This window comes from Streptomyces sp. NBC_00859 (genome assembly GCF_045161865.1).
GTDB lineage: Bacteria > Actinomycetota > Actinomycetes > Streptomycetales > Streptomycetaceae > Streptomyces.
The window spans coordinates 4639806-4654794 of record NZ_CP108826.1 but is presented as its reverse complement, the minus strand read 5'-3'; the positions used below and the strand labels follow the sequence as shown (position 1 = coordinate 4654794).

At 71.1% G+C, this 14989-nt stretch carries 13 protein-coding genes; 7 read left to right on the top strand and 6 right to left on the bottom strand.

Going from position 1 to position 14989, the window contains the following annotated elements; all coding sequences use genetic code 11:
• Positions 1–119: 119 nt before the first annotated feature.
• From OG584_RS20285 to OG584_RS20275, 3 genes are all read right to left on the bottom strand, one after another.
• Positions 120–707 (bottom strand): hypothetical protein, encoded by a 588-nt coding sequence (locus OG584_RS20285; RefSeq protein ID WP_405779749.1) that lies wholly within the window; start codon positions 705–707, stop codon positions 120–122.
• A gap of 113 nt (positions 708–820) precedes the next feature.
• Positions 821–1204: a hypothetical protein gene (locus OG584_RS20280; RefSeq protein ID WP_405779747.1), complete on the bottom strand. Its 384-nt coding sequence runs from the start codon at positions 1202–1204 to the stop codon at positions 821–823.
• 53 nt (positions 1205–1257) lie between these two features.
• The gene (locus tag OG584_RS20275; RefSeq protein ID WP_405779745.1) at positions 1258–1731 is read right to left on the bottom strand and encodes a Zn-ribbon domain-containing OB-fold protein; all 474 of its coding nucleotides are present in this window, start codon (positions 1729–1731) and stop codon (positions 1258–1260) included.
• A gap of 324 nt (positions 1732–2055) precedes the next feature.
• On the opposite strand from OG584_RS20275, the gene OG584_RS20270 reads away from it, so the two are divergent.
• Complete coding sequence (locus tag OG584_RS20270; RefSeq protein WP_405779743.1) at positions 2056–3195, top strand: flavin-containing monooxygenase; 1140 nt, start codon at positions 2056–2058, stop codon at positions 3193–3195.
• A 194-nt stretch (positions 3196–3389) separates the two neighbouring features.
• Here the strand turns inward: OG584_RS20270 and OG584_RS20265 are convergent, their stop codons facing one another.
• Positions 3390–4019: a TetR/AcrR family transcriptional regulator gene (locus OG584_RS20265; protein ID WP_405779741.1), complete on the bottom strand. Its 630-nt coding sequence runs from the start codon at positions 4017–4019 to the stop codon at positions 3390–3392.
• Positions 4020–4094: 75 nt separating this feature from the next.
• Here OG584_RS20265 and OG584_RS20260 point away from each other — a divergent pair, with 75 nt between their 5' ends.
• The 5 genes from OG584_RS20260 to OG584_RS20240 all read left to right on the top strand — a co-directional run bounded on the left by OG584_RS20260 (position 4095) and on the right by OG584_RS20240 (position 10582).
• Positions 4095–4757, top strand: coding sequence for an O-methyltransferase (locus OG584_RS20260; RefSeq protein ID WP_405779739.1), 663 nt, complete (start codon positions 4095–4097; stop codon positions 4755–4757).
• 183 nt (positions 4758–4940) lie between these two features.
• On the top strand, positions 4941–6341 hold the full coding sequence (locus tag OG584_RS20255) for an MFS transporter (protein WP_405779737.1): 1401 nt from the start codon (positions 4941–4943) through the stop codon (positions 6339–6341).
• 266 nt (positions 6342–6607) lie between these two features.
• A complete protein-coding gene (locus tag OG584_RS20250; RefSeq protein WP_405784183.1) occupies positions 6608–8833 on the top strand; it encodes an acetate--CoA ligase family protein in 2226 nt (741 codons plus the stop codon).
• Between the two features lie 139 nt (positions 8834–8972).
• The gene (locus OG584_RS20245; protein ID WP_405779735.1) at positions 8973–9776 is read left to right on the top strand and encodes an enoyl-CoA hydratase/isomerase family protein; all 804 of its coding nucleotides are present in this window, start codon (positions 8973–8975) and stop codon (positions 9774–9776) included.
• A gap of 215 nt (positions 9777–9991) precedes the next feature.
• On the top strand, positions 9992–10582 hold the full coding sequence (locus tag OG584_RS20240) for a flavin reductase family protein (protein ID WP_405784181.1): 591 nt from the start codon (positions 9992–9994) through the stop codon (positions 10580–10582).
• Positions 10583–10634: 52 nt separating this feature from the next.
• On the opposite strand, the gene OG584_RS20235 is transcribed toward OG584_RS20240, so the two are convergent.
• The gene (locus OG584_RS20235; RefSeq protein WP_405779733.1) at positions 10635–11975 is read right to left on the bottom strand and encodes an MFS transporter; all 1341 of its coding nucleotides are present in this window, start codon (positions 11973–11975) and stop codon (positions 10635–10637) included.
• 143 nt (positions 11976–12118) lie between these two features.
• Here OG584_RS20235 and OG584_RS20230 point away from each other — a divergent pair, with 143 nt between their 5' ends.
• Positions 12119–13114: a GlxA family transcriptional regulator gene (locus OG584_RS20230; RefSeq protein ID WP_405779731.1), complete on the top strand. Its 996-nt coding sequence runs from the start codon at positions 12119–12121 to the stop codon at positions 13112–13114.
• A 114-nt stretch (positions 13115–13228) separates the two neighbouring features.
• On the opposite strand, the gene OG584_RS20225 is transcribed toward OG584_RS20230, so the two are convergent.
• The gene (locus OG584_RS20225) at positions 13229–14815 is read right to left on the bottom strand and encodes an alkaline phosphatase D family protein (RefSeq protein ID WP_405779729.1); all 1587 of its coding nucleotides are present in this window, start codon (positions 14813–14815) and stop codon (positions 13229–13231) included.
• Positions 14816–14989: the final 174 nt, after the last annotated feature.

The window sequence follows — 14989 nt, the reverse complement described above, 5'->3', positions numbered from 1 at the left end:
GGCCCCGAGCTCCACACCGTGCGGGACCGCTCAAGAAGACCTGCCTTGAGCACGGTTGAGGTCAAGAGCCCGCGCCGCCAGGTAGACGTTCCTCCCACGAGCGGCCTGCTCCCTTGGGCCTACAGGCGGGCCTGGGGCGGACCCATAGCCGTACCGCGGGATCCGCCGGAGCGACCCTGGTCCCGGCCAGGAGAGTGCGGGTCCCAGCCGGCGGCGAATGACCACGTGATGTCCGGCGAGGAGACGGTGAACTTGAAGTAGGCGCCTTTGTGGGCGGTAATCAGGCGGATCTCGTTGAAGGTGCCGTTCACCTTTCCCGCCTCGCACCGCAAAGGGAAGCTGACGAAGCTCTTGGGTTCCAGGGACACGTCCAGAGTGCCGGACCCTTGACAGTTCACCGCGATGGCCAGGGTCTTCCCCGGCCGGAGGCCGCCCTTGAGGGGGTGTTCGGCGCTGCCTGTCAGCGAAGCGCCTGACACCAGCGGAGCGATGCCGTCACCGCCGAGGTCGGGCGGCCTGGTCACTGAGCCGGTGTGCGATACGGCCGCGGAACCCGTCGGGGGCGGGGAAGTACTCGGCGCCGGACTGCTGCTGCGGCTCCCCGTGGGCACCTGGTGGTGCCCACCGCCGTCGCCCGAGCATCCGGCAGCCGCGGCGGCGAGCAGCGCGACGGGCACCACGAGACCGGCCCTGGTCTTTGTGTTCATCAGGACAGCTCCGTGGCGTACGCACTCACGCGGTCCGGCGGGTAACTGGTAACCGTGACTCCCTGGTTTGCAGCACAGTTGTCGAGTGGAGCGGGCAGGCGCCGGACCGGATCTCAGCGCCCCGAGGGACCGAGTCGTCCCACCGGGCACGACCAGTCCGCTGGCTCCTTCGGGTCGCGCCACACGACTGCGTCATCCTCGATGACCGCGACCGCCGTACGCTGACTTCCCGGAACCACTGGGATTCCCACCTGGAACAGCTCGGCATACGCAGTGGGAATCCTGAAAGCGAGCTCCAGGACGATTTCCTGGTCGCTATTTTCTGGATTGACCAGGAATCCGCATCCGAATCCACCTTCGAGCCGGTCGCCGAGGAGAACGTCAACCGCCCCCGGAATGAGGCCCGATGGGGTGAAGTCCACACTCGGATCAAGGTCGGGCCGTTGCGCCCGGAGGTCGGCCAGCACGATTTCAGTCAGCCGCTGTACTCGCGACATAGAACGTCCACCTTCTGGCGTGCGGGCTCGGGGGATTGCGTTCGTACCGAATTCTACTCATGGAGCGCAGGCCCACCGGCCGCCCGGAACACCGGCACGCTGACACCGGGGGCCAGTTCACGGAAGGTGACACCGAGCGCCATCCCGATGCGGAGGGCGTCCTGCGGGCAGTCGACGACCTCGGTCATCAGACGCGGCCCTTCGGCCAGGTCCACCACCGCGGCGACGTACGGGGCGCGCTGCCCGAAGGGCGGCAGGTCGTTCCGGTGCACCACCGACCAGGTGTAGAGCGTGGCCCGGCCGCTCGCCTGCTCCCACGTCACGTCGTCGCTCCAGCAGTGCGGGCAGAACTCGCGCGGATAGTGGTGCGGCCTGCCGCACTCTCCGCAGCGCCTGATCAGCAACCGGCCCTCACCGGCGGCAGCCCAGTAGGACTCGGTGAAGGCGTCGGGCTCCGGCAGGTCGAACCGCGCGGTCGCGGCGGGTGCGGGGGCAGCGGGCACGGGGGCGGGGGCAGGTTTCGTCATGAGAGGGATCCGATCGCGTGGTCGAGGAACCAGGTCCGCCAGGACGTCGCGCCGCGGGCGGGCGGCCACATCAGGGCCGTCATCGCGTACTGCGCCAAGGGCCCGGTCCGGCCCCGGCCCTGGGGAGGGCGAGCCACTCGGTGCCACTGGCCCGGCCGAGATGCATCGATCCCCTCACTCGCTCCTCCACGGACTTACTGACGGCACGTCAGTTCAACAAATGGAAGCCGTCGGGCACAAGGGGTGTGCACGCGTGATCAATTCGCAATCGCTTCTGCCCTTGACCGAGACCTATCAAGCGAACGGGCCATTACGCTCCGTTCCATGGACGACACGAACGACGACCGGCCCGTCTACGTCATCGGCGCGGGACCGGGCGGACTCGCCACCGCCGCCGCCCTGCGCGGGCACGGCGTCCGGGCCGTCGTTCTGGAGAAGTCCCCCGCCGTCGGCGCCTCCTGGCGCCGTCACTACGACCGCCTGCATCTGCACACCACCCGGCGGCTCTCCTCGCTGCCCGGTCTGCCCATGCCACGCTCCTTCGGACGCTGGGTCTCGCGGGACAACGTCGTCCGGTACCTGGAGAAGTACGCGCAGTATCACGAGTTGGAGATCGTCACAGGGGTCGAGGTCTCCCGCATCACTCCTGCCGAAGGGTCCGGCTGGCTGCTGCACGCGACCGGAGGGCGGGAGCTGAAGGGGCGCGCGGTGGTCGTGGCGACCGGGTTCAACCACACCCCGAAGCTGCCGGACTGGCCGGGCTCGGACACGTACACCGGCGAGCTGACGCACGCGGGCGTGTACCGCGACTCGGCGCCGTACGCGGGCCGGGACGTGCTGGTCGTCGGGGTGGGCAACACCGGCGCCGAGATCGCCGCCGACCTGGCCGAGGGCGGCGCCGGGCGGGTGCGGCTCGCCGTCCGCACCGTCCCGCACATCATCCGGCGCTCCACGCTCGGCTGGCCCGCACAGCGCACCGGCATCCTGGTCCGCAGGCTCCCGACGCGGCTGGTGGACCGGGCGGGCGCGCTGATGGGCAGGATCGCGGTGCCGGACCTCGCCGCGCAGGGGCTGCCGCGGCCCGACACGGGCCTCTACTCACGGGTGCGCGAGGGCGCGATCCCGGTGCAGGACGTCGGCCTGATCGACGCGGTACGGACCGGCCGGGTCGAACCGGTCGCCGCCGTGACCTCCTTCGACGACGGCAAGGTCGTACTGGCCGACGGCACCCGGATCCAGCCGGACGCGGTGATAGCGGCGACCGGCTACCGGCGCGCCCTGGAGCCGCTGGTGGGGCACCTGGGCGTACTGGACGGGCGCGGGCGGCCGGTGGTGCACGGGCGCCGCACCCCGAAGCAGGCGCCGGGGCTCTACTTCACCGGGTTCACCAATCCGATCAGCGGAATGTTCCGGGAGCTGGCGATCGACGCACGCAGGATCGCCTCCGCCATCGCCCGGCGTTGAGAGCGCCACGGGCACAGCGGCACAGGAAGAGCGGCACGCCGGTACGGGGCTGTGCTCGGCCGGGCAGGGCCCCGGCGGGCCAGTCCGGCCGAGCAAAGCCCCGTACCGGCAAGTGAACGACCGGCAGCCGAACAACCGCTTTGGCGCAGCGCGGTGTTGCGGACGGGGGAACCTGCGGTGTGCACCCTGCCGTGTCAGCCCAGGCGGCCCAGGAAGGACTCGACGAGCCGGTCCGTGAAATCCCGGCCGACCGGCTCGCCCGTCACCAGTACGCGGTAGTAGAGCGGCCCCACGATCTGGTCGGTCTCGGCCGCCACGTCGAAGTCCGCGGGCAACTCACCGCGCCGCACGGCCCGTTCCAGCGGCAGCCGGTCACGACTGCGCTGCTCGTCGAGGTATCTGGTCCGGAATTCCCCGGCGAACACCGGATCGTGCTGGGTCTGGGCCATCAACGCCCTGAAGACCGCGCCGGGGTCGGAAGCTCCGAGGAAGAAGCCCAGTCGCTCCAGGTGGTCACGCAGGTCGCGCGCGACATCGCCGTGGTCGGGCAGGGGCGGCTCTTCCGTCACATCCTGCAGGAAGGCATCCATCAGGACGGCGGTCTTGGTGCTCCACCAGCGGTAGATGGTCTGCTTGGCGACACCGGCGCGGGTCGCGATGCCTTCCATCGTGACGCCCGCGAAACCCTTCTCCGCAAGCAGGTCGTCGGCCGCTTCCAGCACCGCGTGCCGGGCGATCTCGCTCCGCCCGTGCCGGTTGCCGTGGTGCCTGCGACCGGGTGCGCCGGCGGCCCCGTCATCGGCGGTTTCCGCCTCAGCTCCCATGGTGCCTCCCTTCCGTCCGCCCAAGGATAGTCAGCCGTTCTAGACTTAACGCAACGTTGCGTCTACTCTAGCGGCATGACCTTCACCCACACGCTGGCCGACCCCCGGGTCGCGACCACGCTCAGCAGGATGTTCACGCTGGCCGACCTCGACGGCTCCACGCAGACCCGCACGCGGGCCCAGCACCCCGGGCGCCCCGAGCCGAAGACGCCGCAGGAGCTCGCGGACGCCACTTCGGAGCTGTACATGCCGATCTCCGCGGAGGGCGGTCAGCTGCTCTACAACCTGGTGCGGGCCGTGCGCCCGGCCACCGTCGTGGAGTTCGGCATGTCCTTCGGGGTCTCCACGCTGCACCTGGCCGCAGCCGTCCGGGACAACGGCTCGGGCCGGGTCGTCACCACGGAACTGAACAAGGACAAGGTCACCGCGGCCCGCCGTACGTTCTCCGAGACCGGGCTCGACGACGTGGTCACCGTCGTGGAGGGAGACGCCCTGGAGACCCTCGCCGGTCTCGACGCCCCGGCGGACTTCGTCCTGCTCGACGGCTGGAAGGACTTGTGCCTGCCCGTACTGCGCCTGCTGGAACCGCACTTGGCGCCGGGCACGCTCGTGGTGGCCGACGACGTTAACCTGAGCAGTCTGCTCCCGTATCTGGAGTACGTACGCACCCCGGCGAACGGCTACCACAGCGTGACCTTCCCCGTCGACGACGGCATGGAGATCAGCTGCCGCCTCTGAGCGGAACCCGAGCCGTGCGCCCCACGCGACGCGCTGTCGCGGTGGGGCCGCGGCCCGCCCGCGAACCCGGCGGCCGCCCCGAGAAGAGACCCCCGACCCGCCACTGCACCGGCCCAGCCACCAGACCCGGCCCGACCACCGCACCGGCCCGGCCCGGCCGCACCCAAGAGGAGAAGACCGAGGATGTGTGCCGCCTGCGGCGTTCCCACCCACCTGGCCGACCCACTGATAACCCCGCCCACCGAAGCCCCGGTCACCGGGGTCCCGCCCACCGGAACCCCGGTCGCCGGGGCCCGGATCACCGATCCGCCGGCCGCGGACGCACGCTCCGCCGACGGGCCTCCCGACGGGCCTCCCCCGAGGTTCGCCGCGCTGCGCAATCGCGACTGCCGCCCTTACCTCTTCGGGGCGGCCCTCGCGATGATGGCCGACAACATCGAACACGTCATCACCTACTGGGTGCTGTGGCAGACGTTCCACTCCCCGGCACTCACCGGATTCCAGGTCATCAGCCACTGGGTGCCGTTCCTGGTGCTTTCGATGTGGTTCGGCTCCCTCGCCGACCGCTACGACTGCCGCCGCATCATCCAGGCCGCGCAGGTCCTGTTCATGGCGGTCTCCGCCACCTGGGGCATCCTGTTCCTCACCGACTCCCTGCACATGTGGGAGGCGTGCGTCCTGCTCGTCCTGCACGGGCTGGCCGGATCGCTGTGGAGCCCCGGCGAACAGCTGATGCTGCACGACTTCGTCGGCCCGGCCGAACTGCCCAGCGCGGTACGCCTGAACGCCACCTTCCGCAGTCTGGGGGTCCTGTTCGGGCCCGTGGTCGGGTCCGCACTGCTGCTGGGCCTCGGCCCGACAGCGGGAATCTTCGCCAATGTCGCCTTCTACGTACCGCTGACGCTCTTCCTCTTCCGCACCCGGTTCACCGGCCACACCCGCGACCGCCACAGCCGGCCACGGGTAGGACCACTGGAATCGCTGCGCGTACTGCGGGAGATCGCCGCCAACCGCACCCTGGTCAGCATGATCATTCTTGGCGGCCTCGGCTCCTTCTTCGTCGGCGCGTCGCTGCAGTCCTCGATGCCGATCTTCGCCCACGACCTCGGCGCGGGCGGTGCGGGAACCGCGTACGGCGTGCTGCTGTTCGCCAACGGCGCCGGCGGTGTCGTCGGCGGGATCGTGCTGGAGGCCACCGGGTGGGTCAAACCCCATGTACCGGCCGCCCTGATCAGCACCGCCATCTACGGCCTGACCAGCCTGTTCTTCGCCCTCACCACCAGCTATCCGCTTGCCCTCGCACTGCTCGTCGCCGGCGGCGTCGCCAACCTGGCGTCGATGTCCATCGGCCAGACCGTCGTCCAGCTGATGGCCCCCGCCGCCGACCGCGGCCGGGTCCTCGGCGTGTACGGCATGTCCGCCAACGGGCTGCGCGCGGGCAGCGGCTTCACCGTCGGGCTCCTGGGAGCCGCGATCGGCGTCCACGCGTCGCTCGGCTTCAGCGCCACCGCCCTGTGCCTGGGCACCGCCGCGGCCGGACTGCACGCACTGCGTGGCCACCGCCGAGCCACCGTGCCCGGCTGACCCCGGGGCGGCAGGCCGCCGGGGCGCGACCGCGCCGGCGGCGGCCGGGCCGGGGGCGAGAATCGGCCGTCGGCGCGGCGACGCGGTATCGGACGGTGCCGCGCTGGGCATTCCAGGGTGAGGCCACGCCGTACGGGACACCGCCACCCAGCGCCTCCGTCCACGTCGCAGTCTTTGCTTGCAGCGGTGTTCCTGACGGGCCGTCAGTTCAGTAATCTGACTGAGTGTCAGGTACTTCGGCCATCGAGCAGGAGCGGGCGGAAACGATGCTTGGATCGACTCACGGCACCCTCACCACCGACTTCCATGCGCGCGTGGTGGCCTGCGGGGAGCAGCCCCCCGTCGCCGTCCACGGCACAGCCGCAGCGGAAGGCGATCTGGATGTCAGCGGGCGCCCGCTGTACGCCTCCGTACCGGACCTCGACCGGTTCTTCCGGCCCGGTTCGGTGGCCGTCATCGGTGCGTCCGACACCGAAGGCAGGCCCAACACCGGCATCACCCGCCAGCTGATCGCCTGGTCGGAGCGGGTCGGCGCGACACTGCACCCGGTGCATCCGACCCGCAAGGCGGTCTTCGGGCTGCCCTGCTCCCCGTCTGTGGCCGACCTGCCCGGACCGGTCGACCTCGCCGTGCTCCTGGTCGCCGATCCGCTGCCGCTGATTGGCCAACTCGCAGAGGCGAAGGTCAAGTTCGCGGTCGCATTCGCCTCGGGCTTCGCCGAGACGGGCGAGCAGGGCGCCGACGCCCAGACCCGGCTGACGGCGGCGGTCGAGCGCTCCGGGATGCGGATGCTCGGCCCCAACACGAACCTCAACGCCTTCGAGAAGTTCCGCGACGACCTGGAGGGCCCGGCGGTCGCCCTCATCACGCAGTCCGGCCACCAGGGCCGCCCGGTCTTCGCCATGCAGGAGCTGGGCATCCGGCTCTCGCACTGGGCCCCCACGGGTAACGAGGCCGACCTGGAGACCTCGGACTTCATCTCGTACTTCGCCGAGCGCCCCGAGGTCGGCGCCATCGCCTGCTATGTGGAAGGACTCAAGGACGGGAGGTCCTTCCTCCTCGCCGCCGACCGTGCGGCACGGGCCGGGGTGCCGGTCGTCGCGGTGAAGGTGGGCCGTACGGAGACCGGGGCCAGGACCGCCGCTTCCCACACCGGGAAACTCACCGGCGCGGACCGGGTGGTGGACGCGGCCATGCGGCAGTACGGGGTGATCCGGGTGAACGGCCTCGATGAACTCCAGGACACCTCGTCCCTGTTGGCCCGTGCGAAGAAGCCGCAGGCCGATGGAGTGGTGGTGTACTCGATCTCCGGCGGTACCGGGGCACACTTCGCGGACCTGGCCACGGCAGCGGGGATCGGCCTGCCGGTCCTCTCGGCGGCGAAACAGGCCGAGCTGCACACCTGGATACCCGAGTACCTGAATGTGGCGAACCCCGTCGACAACGGCGGTCACCCGGTGGGCGACTGGCGCGGACGCAAGATCATCGATGCGATTCTCGCGGACCCCGAAGTGGGGGTCCTCATCTGTCCGATCACCGGCCCCTTCCCCCCGATGAGCGACAGGCTGGCCCAGGACCTGGTGGACGCGGCAGAGGCCACGGACAAGCTGGTGTGCGTGGTCTGGGGCTCACCGGTGGGCACGGAGGCGGCGTACCGGACGACGCTCCTGGGCTCGTCGCGGGTGGCCACCTTCCGGACGTTCGGCAACTGCGTCACAGCCGTCAAGGCGTATCTGGACCACCACCGCTTCACCACCGGCTACCGGTCCCCCTTCGACGAGGCACCCCGGACCCCTTCCCCGTCGTACCGCAAGGCCCAGGCCCTGATGCGCCCGCACCAGCAGCTGAGCGAGCACGCGGCGAAGCAGCTGCTGCGGGCGTACGGGATCCGCGTACCGCGCGAGCAGCTGGTGACGAGTGCGGCGGCGGCGGTCCGGGCGGCGGGGCAGGTCGGCTACCCGGTCGTCATGAAGGCATCGGGGGCGCAGCTCGGGCACAAGACCGAGCTGGGACTGGTGAAGATCGGTCTGACATCGGCGAGTCAGGTGCGGGACGCCTACCGGGAGCTGACCGACATCGCCCGGTACGAGTCGGTCGACCTGGACGGCATCCTGGTCTGCCAGATGGTGGACCGCGGTGTGGAGATGGTCATCGGCGTCACCACCGACGCGCTCTTCGGCCCGACTGTCACGGTGGGAATCGGCGGCGTCCTGGTGGAGCTCCTGGACGACACGGCCGTACGCGTCCCGCCCTTCGGGGAGGATCAGGCCCGCGCGATGCTGGGTGAACTGCGCGGCCACGCCCTGCTGGAGGGCGGGGTGCGGGGGGCGCCCCCGGCGGATGTGGACGCGCTGGTGGAAGTGGTGCTGCGGATCCAGCGGATGGCTCTGGAACTCGGCGACCAGCTGGCGGAGCTGGATGTGAACCCGCTGATGGTGCTGGGCCGGGGGCAGGGCGCGGTGGCGCTGGACGCGTTGGCGGTCTGCCGCTGAAGCCCTGCGGAGCTGCCGGCTGCCCGCAGTCCGGTGGCTCCGCCCCGGCCCCCCGCTCCTCAGGCTCCCCCGGCTACCGCAGGGAGCTGCTCCCTGGCGGGGCCGGAAAATTACCCGCCATCCGAAAGGTGACCGCCCCATGCCTCCTCCCTCCGAGACTGACGAGATCCTCCACACCACGACGGGCCACGTCTCCACGATCACCCTCAACCGCCCGGCCGCGATGAACGCCCTCACCTGGGACCACCGTGAGCGCGTCATCGGCCTGCTGGCCACGGCGTCCGCCGACCCCGGCATCCGCGCCGTCGTTCTCACGGCCAACGGCCGGGGCTTCTGCGCGGGCGCCGACCTCCGGGGCGGCGGGGCCACGGCGGAGCGCGTCGCGGGCGATGTGGCCCGTACGATCCGGCTCGGCGCGCAGCGGCTCGTCGCGGCCGTCCTCGACTGCGAGAAGCCGGTCATCGCCGCGGTCAACGGCACGGCGGCCGGTCTGGGCGCCCAGCTCGCACTCGCCTGTGACCTCGTACTGGCCGCCGATTCGGCCAGGTTCATCGAGGTCTTCGCCCGGCGCGGCCTCGTCCCGGACGGCGGCGGCGCGTATCTGCTGCCCCGCCTGATCGGCCCGCACCGCGCCAAGGAGCTGATGTTCTTCGGCGACGCGCTCCCCGCCGCGGACGCCGAACGCATCGGCCTGATCAACCGGGTGGTCCCGGACGGGGATCTGCTGAAGACGGCCCACGAGTGGGCCGCCCGCCTGGCCCAGGGCCCGACCCGCGCCCTGTCCCTCACCAAGCAACTGGTCAACGCCTCACTGGAATCGGACCGCGCCACGGCGTTCGCGGCCGAGGCCGCCGCCCAGGAGATCAACATGACGACCGCCGATGCGAACGAGGGCGTCGCGGCGTTCGTGGAACGCCGGACACCGCAGTACCGGGGGCGGTAGCGGGACTCACCACCCAGGGCGGTCCCCTCGCCCCGGATGGGACGGCGCAGGAGGCGCAGTACGGCTCGGTCCCGCTCGAAGTAAACGGCTCCGAGCAGTGGAAGCACCCCGCCGCGCGGCGCCGGGCAGGCTCATCCGCTCCGGGCAGGGCGGGCCGCACCCTTCACATCTGACGTATCGTCAGTTTCAATGGAGGGATGATGGGACACGCAGGGATGGCGGTCGCCGCCGTCCGGTACCTCAGGTCCGTGGGCGCTCCGACGGCCACCGGCCCGGTCGACCCGCTCCCTCGCCCGGACCTGCGGGCGGTGGCCGACGACGAACGGCTGCCGGTCGACCCGGGTGAATTCCGGCGCGTACTGGGCCACTTCGCGAGCGGCGTCACCGTCATCACCGCGCACGACGACGAGGGCCCGGCCGGGTTCGCCTGTCAGTCCTTCGCGTCGCTCTCACTGGATCCGCCGCTGGTCGCGTTCATGGTTGCGCGCACGTCGACGACCTGGCCGCGCATCGCCCGCGCCGGGGCGTTCTGCGTCAACATCCTCGGCGCGGACCAGGGCGGACTGTGCCGCGCCTTCGCGGTGAGCGGGGCGGACAAGTTCGCCTCAGTGACCCACGAACCCTCCCCCGCGACCGGGGCGCCGCTGCTAGACGGGGTACCGGCGTGGATCGACTGCCGTATCCACGCCGTGCACACGGGCGGCGACCATCTGATCGTGGTGGGCCGGGTGGAGACCCTGGGCGGCGCGGCCGAGGGTGAACCACTGCTCTTTCACCGGGGGGCGTTCGGCCGCTTCAGCCCTTGAGCACCCTTCCGGGCGCCGGCTCACCGCACCGCGCGGCCACGGCCCGCCGCACTCACCCGACGGCGTCCGCCAGGGCCTCCGTACTCACCGCACCCCCCGCCCCCGGCCGCAGCACCAGAGCCATCAGCGCCGCAGCGGCGCACATCGCGCCCGAGGCGTACCAGATCACGTCGTACGAACCGAAGACGTCACGCACCACACCGCCGATGTAGGCCACCAGCGCCGCACCCACCTGGTGGGACGCCATGACCCAGCCGAAGACGATCGCACTGTCCTCGCCGTAGTGCTCGCGGCACAGGGCGATCGTCGGGGGGACCGTGGCGACCCAGTCCAGGCCGTAGAAGATGATGAAGAAGAACATCGGCGGGTGGACGGACGGCGCGAGCAGCATCGGCAGGAGGAACAGTGAGATGCCGCGCAGGGCGTAGTACACCGCCAGCAGGCGGCGGGAATCGAAGCGGTCGGTGAACCAGCCCGACGCGACCGTTCCCACCACGTCGAAGACACCGATCAGCGCGAGCAGTGAGGCGGCGGCCGTGACCGGCATGCCGTGGTCGTGCGCGGCCGGGACGAAGTGGGTCTTCACCAGACCGTTGGTGGTCGCCCCGCAGATCGCGAACGTCCCGGCGAGCAGCCAGAACGGGCCGGTCCTCGCCGCACTGAGGAGCACGCCGACCGTGCGCCGGGCCGCGCCCGTCAGCGGCGGCGGCTTCGGTATGAACTCCGTGGCCCCGTAAGCCGTCTGACCCACATCCGCCGGGTGGTCGCGCAGCAGGATCCACACCAGGGGCACCACCGCCAGTGCTGCGAGCGACACCGTGATCGCCGCCGGGCGCCAGCCGTGGTGCACGACCAGCCAGGAGAGCACCGGCAGGAATATCAGCTGGCCCGAGGCGCTCGCAGCCGTGAGGACTCCGGTGACCAGGCCCCGCTTGGCGACGAACCAGCGGTTGGTCACCGTCGCCGCGAACGCCAGCGCCATCGATCCGCTGCCGAGACCGACCAGCACGCCCCAGTACAGGACGAGTTGCCAGGCGGTGGTCATCCACACCGTGAGCACCGCGCCCAGCGAGATGACCGTCAGCGCGACCGCCACAACCTGGCGGATACCGAAGCGGTCCATCAGCGCCGCGGCGAACGGCGCCGCCAGCCCGTAGAGCGCCAGGTTCGCCGAGACGGCGATACCGATCGTGCCGTGCGACCAGCCGAACTCCCTGTTCAGCGGGTCGATGAGCAGCCCCGGCAGCGAGGCGAACGACGCCGCACCGATGATCGTCACGAACGTGACGGCGGCGACGAACCAGGCGCGGTGCAGCCGGGGCCGGCCGGAGAGTCGTGGTCGTGGCTGCTGCTGGAAGCGCCGGGTGGCGAGGGGGCCGGATGCCTGGTTCACCCGCTCAGCATCACCGGGCGCGGACCGTCCGTACGAGTGGCCCGAAGGGCATCCTTCGATAGGATCGGGCCAAGGGGCTCGCGTGTTTCCCTGCCCGCCCCGCGCCGCCCCAATACCTCCGCCGTACTGACCAGGGAGAAGCCGTGCCACGTCAGAATCCGCGACCGCACCGTGTCGTCGTGCTCGCCCTCGACGGGCTGCTGCCCTTCGAACTCGGCATCCCGCACCGCATCTTCGCCCGCCCGCGGGACTCCGCCGACCGCCCGCTGTACGAGGTGGTGACCTGCTCAATCCGTCCGCCCGGACCGGTCCGCACGAACGCCGACTTCTCGGTGGTCGCCGAGTACGGCCCACAGGAGCTGGCCACCGCCGACACGGTCGTCGTCCCTGCCTCGTACCAACTGGGGCCGGTGTACGAGGAGGGCAGGCTGACGGACCAACTGGCGGCAGCGCTGGGCCACATCAGACCCGGCACCCGGCTGGTCTCCATCTGCACCGGCGGCTACGTGCTGGCCGCCGCCGGGTACCTGGACGGCCGCCCGGCCACCACGCACTGGGCGTCCGCCGCCCACTTCCAGCAGCTGTTCCCCTCGGTCCTGGTCGACCCGGACGTGCTGTTCATCGACGACGGCGACGTCCTGACGTCGGCCGGGGTCGCTGCGGGCATCGACCTCTGCCTGCACATCGTGCGCCGTGACCACGGCGCCGCGGTGGCGAACGACGTGGCACGCCAGATGGTCGTCCCGCCGCACCGGGACGGCGGCCAGGCCCAGTACATCGAACGCCCCGTGCCCGAGGACCGGTCGGCGACGACCACCGCCGCGCGGGCCTGGGCACTCGCCCGGCTGCACGAGCCGATCCAGCTGCGGGACATGGCCGGGCAGGAGGCGATGTCCGTACGCACCTTCACCCGCCGCTTCCGCGCGGAGGCCGGTATCAGCCCCGGCCAGTGGCTCACCCTGCAACGGGTCGAACGCGCCCGGCACCTCCTGGAGTCCTCGGACCTGTCGGTGGACCAGGTGGCCCGGGACGCGGGCTTCGGCACCGCCCAGTCCATGCGCCAGCATCTCCAGGCGGCGCTGGGGGTCCCGCCGACCGTCTACCGGCGCACGTTCCGGACACGGGCCGCCGCGGGCTGACACGGAAGCCGGCCGCGGTCCCTCGTTCTCGCCGCGGACCCCGGGGCCCGCCCCCGGCGCAGACCCCGGCGCGCCGTGCGAACCCCGCAATCGCAGCGGGTCCCCGGCGGCCGGCTACAGCAGCTGCACGCCCGGCCGCTCCGACCGCACCTGCAGCCGGGACAGCGTGCTCGCCTTCGCCTTCTTGCTGAGGACCGTGTCCACCACCCGGACCTGGGCGTCGACCGACGACTCCCCGATGTCGAAGAGGTGGTAGCCGCGGTGCGCGTCGATGACCTTCCAGTGCGGGTTGTCCGCCTTCAGCGGGTCCCACTGCTCATGGAAGACGGCCTGGTCCTGGTCGCCGCTGCTGGAGATCGACGTACCCACGAACTCGGCCCCGACCACGGCCGACTTCGGGTCCGCGAAGTCCTTCTTCAGATCACTGATCATCGTCAGATGGCGGTCGCCGGACAGCACCAACGGGTTGCGCACCGACTGGAACTGCTGCAACAGGGCGTTGCGTTCGACCTGGTAGCCGTCCCAGGCGTCGTAGTACCAGAGCTTGCCCGCACCCGGCATGAGATCGGTTTCGGCCATCATGATCTGGGAGGCGATCACGTTCCAGGTGGCCGGTGAACGGGTCAGCCCCTGCAGCAGCCACTGCTTCTGGGCGGCGCCGAGCATCGTTCGGGACGGGTCCTCGGCGCCGGCCTGGGTGGCGGCCTGGTCGGTGCGGAACTGCCGGGTGTCGAGCACGTTCAGCCGGATGAGACGGCCGTAGTCGAAGCGCCGGTACATCTGGATGTGCGGGCCGTGCGGCACCGATGCGGCCCGGACCGGCATGTGCTCGTAGTACGCCTGGTACGCGGCGGTCAGCCGGGCGACGAACGCGTCGTGCGACTGCTTCGCCGGGTCCTGCGGCACCTCGCCCGCCCAGTCGTTGTCGACCTCGTGGTCGTCGAAGGTCACCACCCAGGGCGCGTGCGCCTGCATGGCCTGGAGGTCGGGGTCGGTCCGGTACTGGGCATAGCGGTTGCGGTACTCGTCCAGCGTGTACGGCTCGCCCTTGCCCGTGTGGAGACGGACCGACCCGGCCGCCGGGGCGGACTCGTAGATGTAGTCGCCGACGAAAAGGACGAGGTCCGGATCCTGCGCGAGCATGTCGGCGTACGGGGTGAAGTAGCCGTGCTGCCAGTTCTGGCAGGAGGCGAGCGCGATACGGAGGCTGCCGCCCGCCGAGAGCGGCGACGGCGCGGTGTGGGTGCGGCCGGCAGTCGAGATCTGGCCGTCGCAGCGGAAGCGGTACCAGTACTGGCGGCCCGGCTGAAGGCCCTGCGCGTCGGCGTGCACGCTGTGGGCCAGCGCCGGCACGGCCTGCTCGGTGCCGCTCCGGACGATGTGGGTGAACTTCTCGTCGTCGGCGACCTGCCACTCGACGGTGACGGGGACGGACGGCATGCCGCCGCCGTTCAGCGGGTCGGGCGCGAGGCGGGTCCACAGCACGACCGCGTCCGGCAGCGGATCGCCGGATCCGACACCGAGTCCGAACAACCCGTCAGGCAGGCTCGGGGCGGCGGCGGTGCCGGTGGCCGGCGCGGCGGCGGCGTGGCCGGCGAAGGAGAGCTGAGCGGTCGCCGCCGCGCCGAGCGCGGCGGCCGATCCGGCGAGGAACCTGCGGCGGCCGGTTAGAGCGGAGCGTGCTGTGTCGTCTGCGGACATACGGAATGACTCCCTGGCTCCTGTGGGGTCTCTTGTCGCGCTTGAGATTCACAGGGCGAGGTGGCCGAGGGGCTGAACGCCACGCATCGTGCGCATGACAGTTCCCGGAAGCGTCGGACCGCCGGAGCCAGGTCTCGCCGGAGGCCTTGGGATATCTGGCCTGTACGGGTTCCG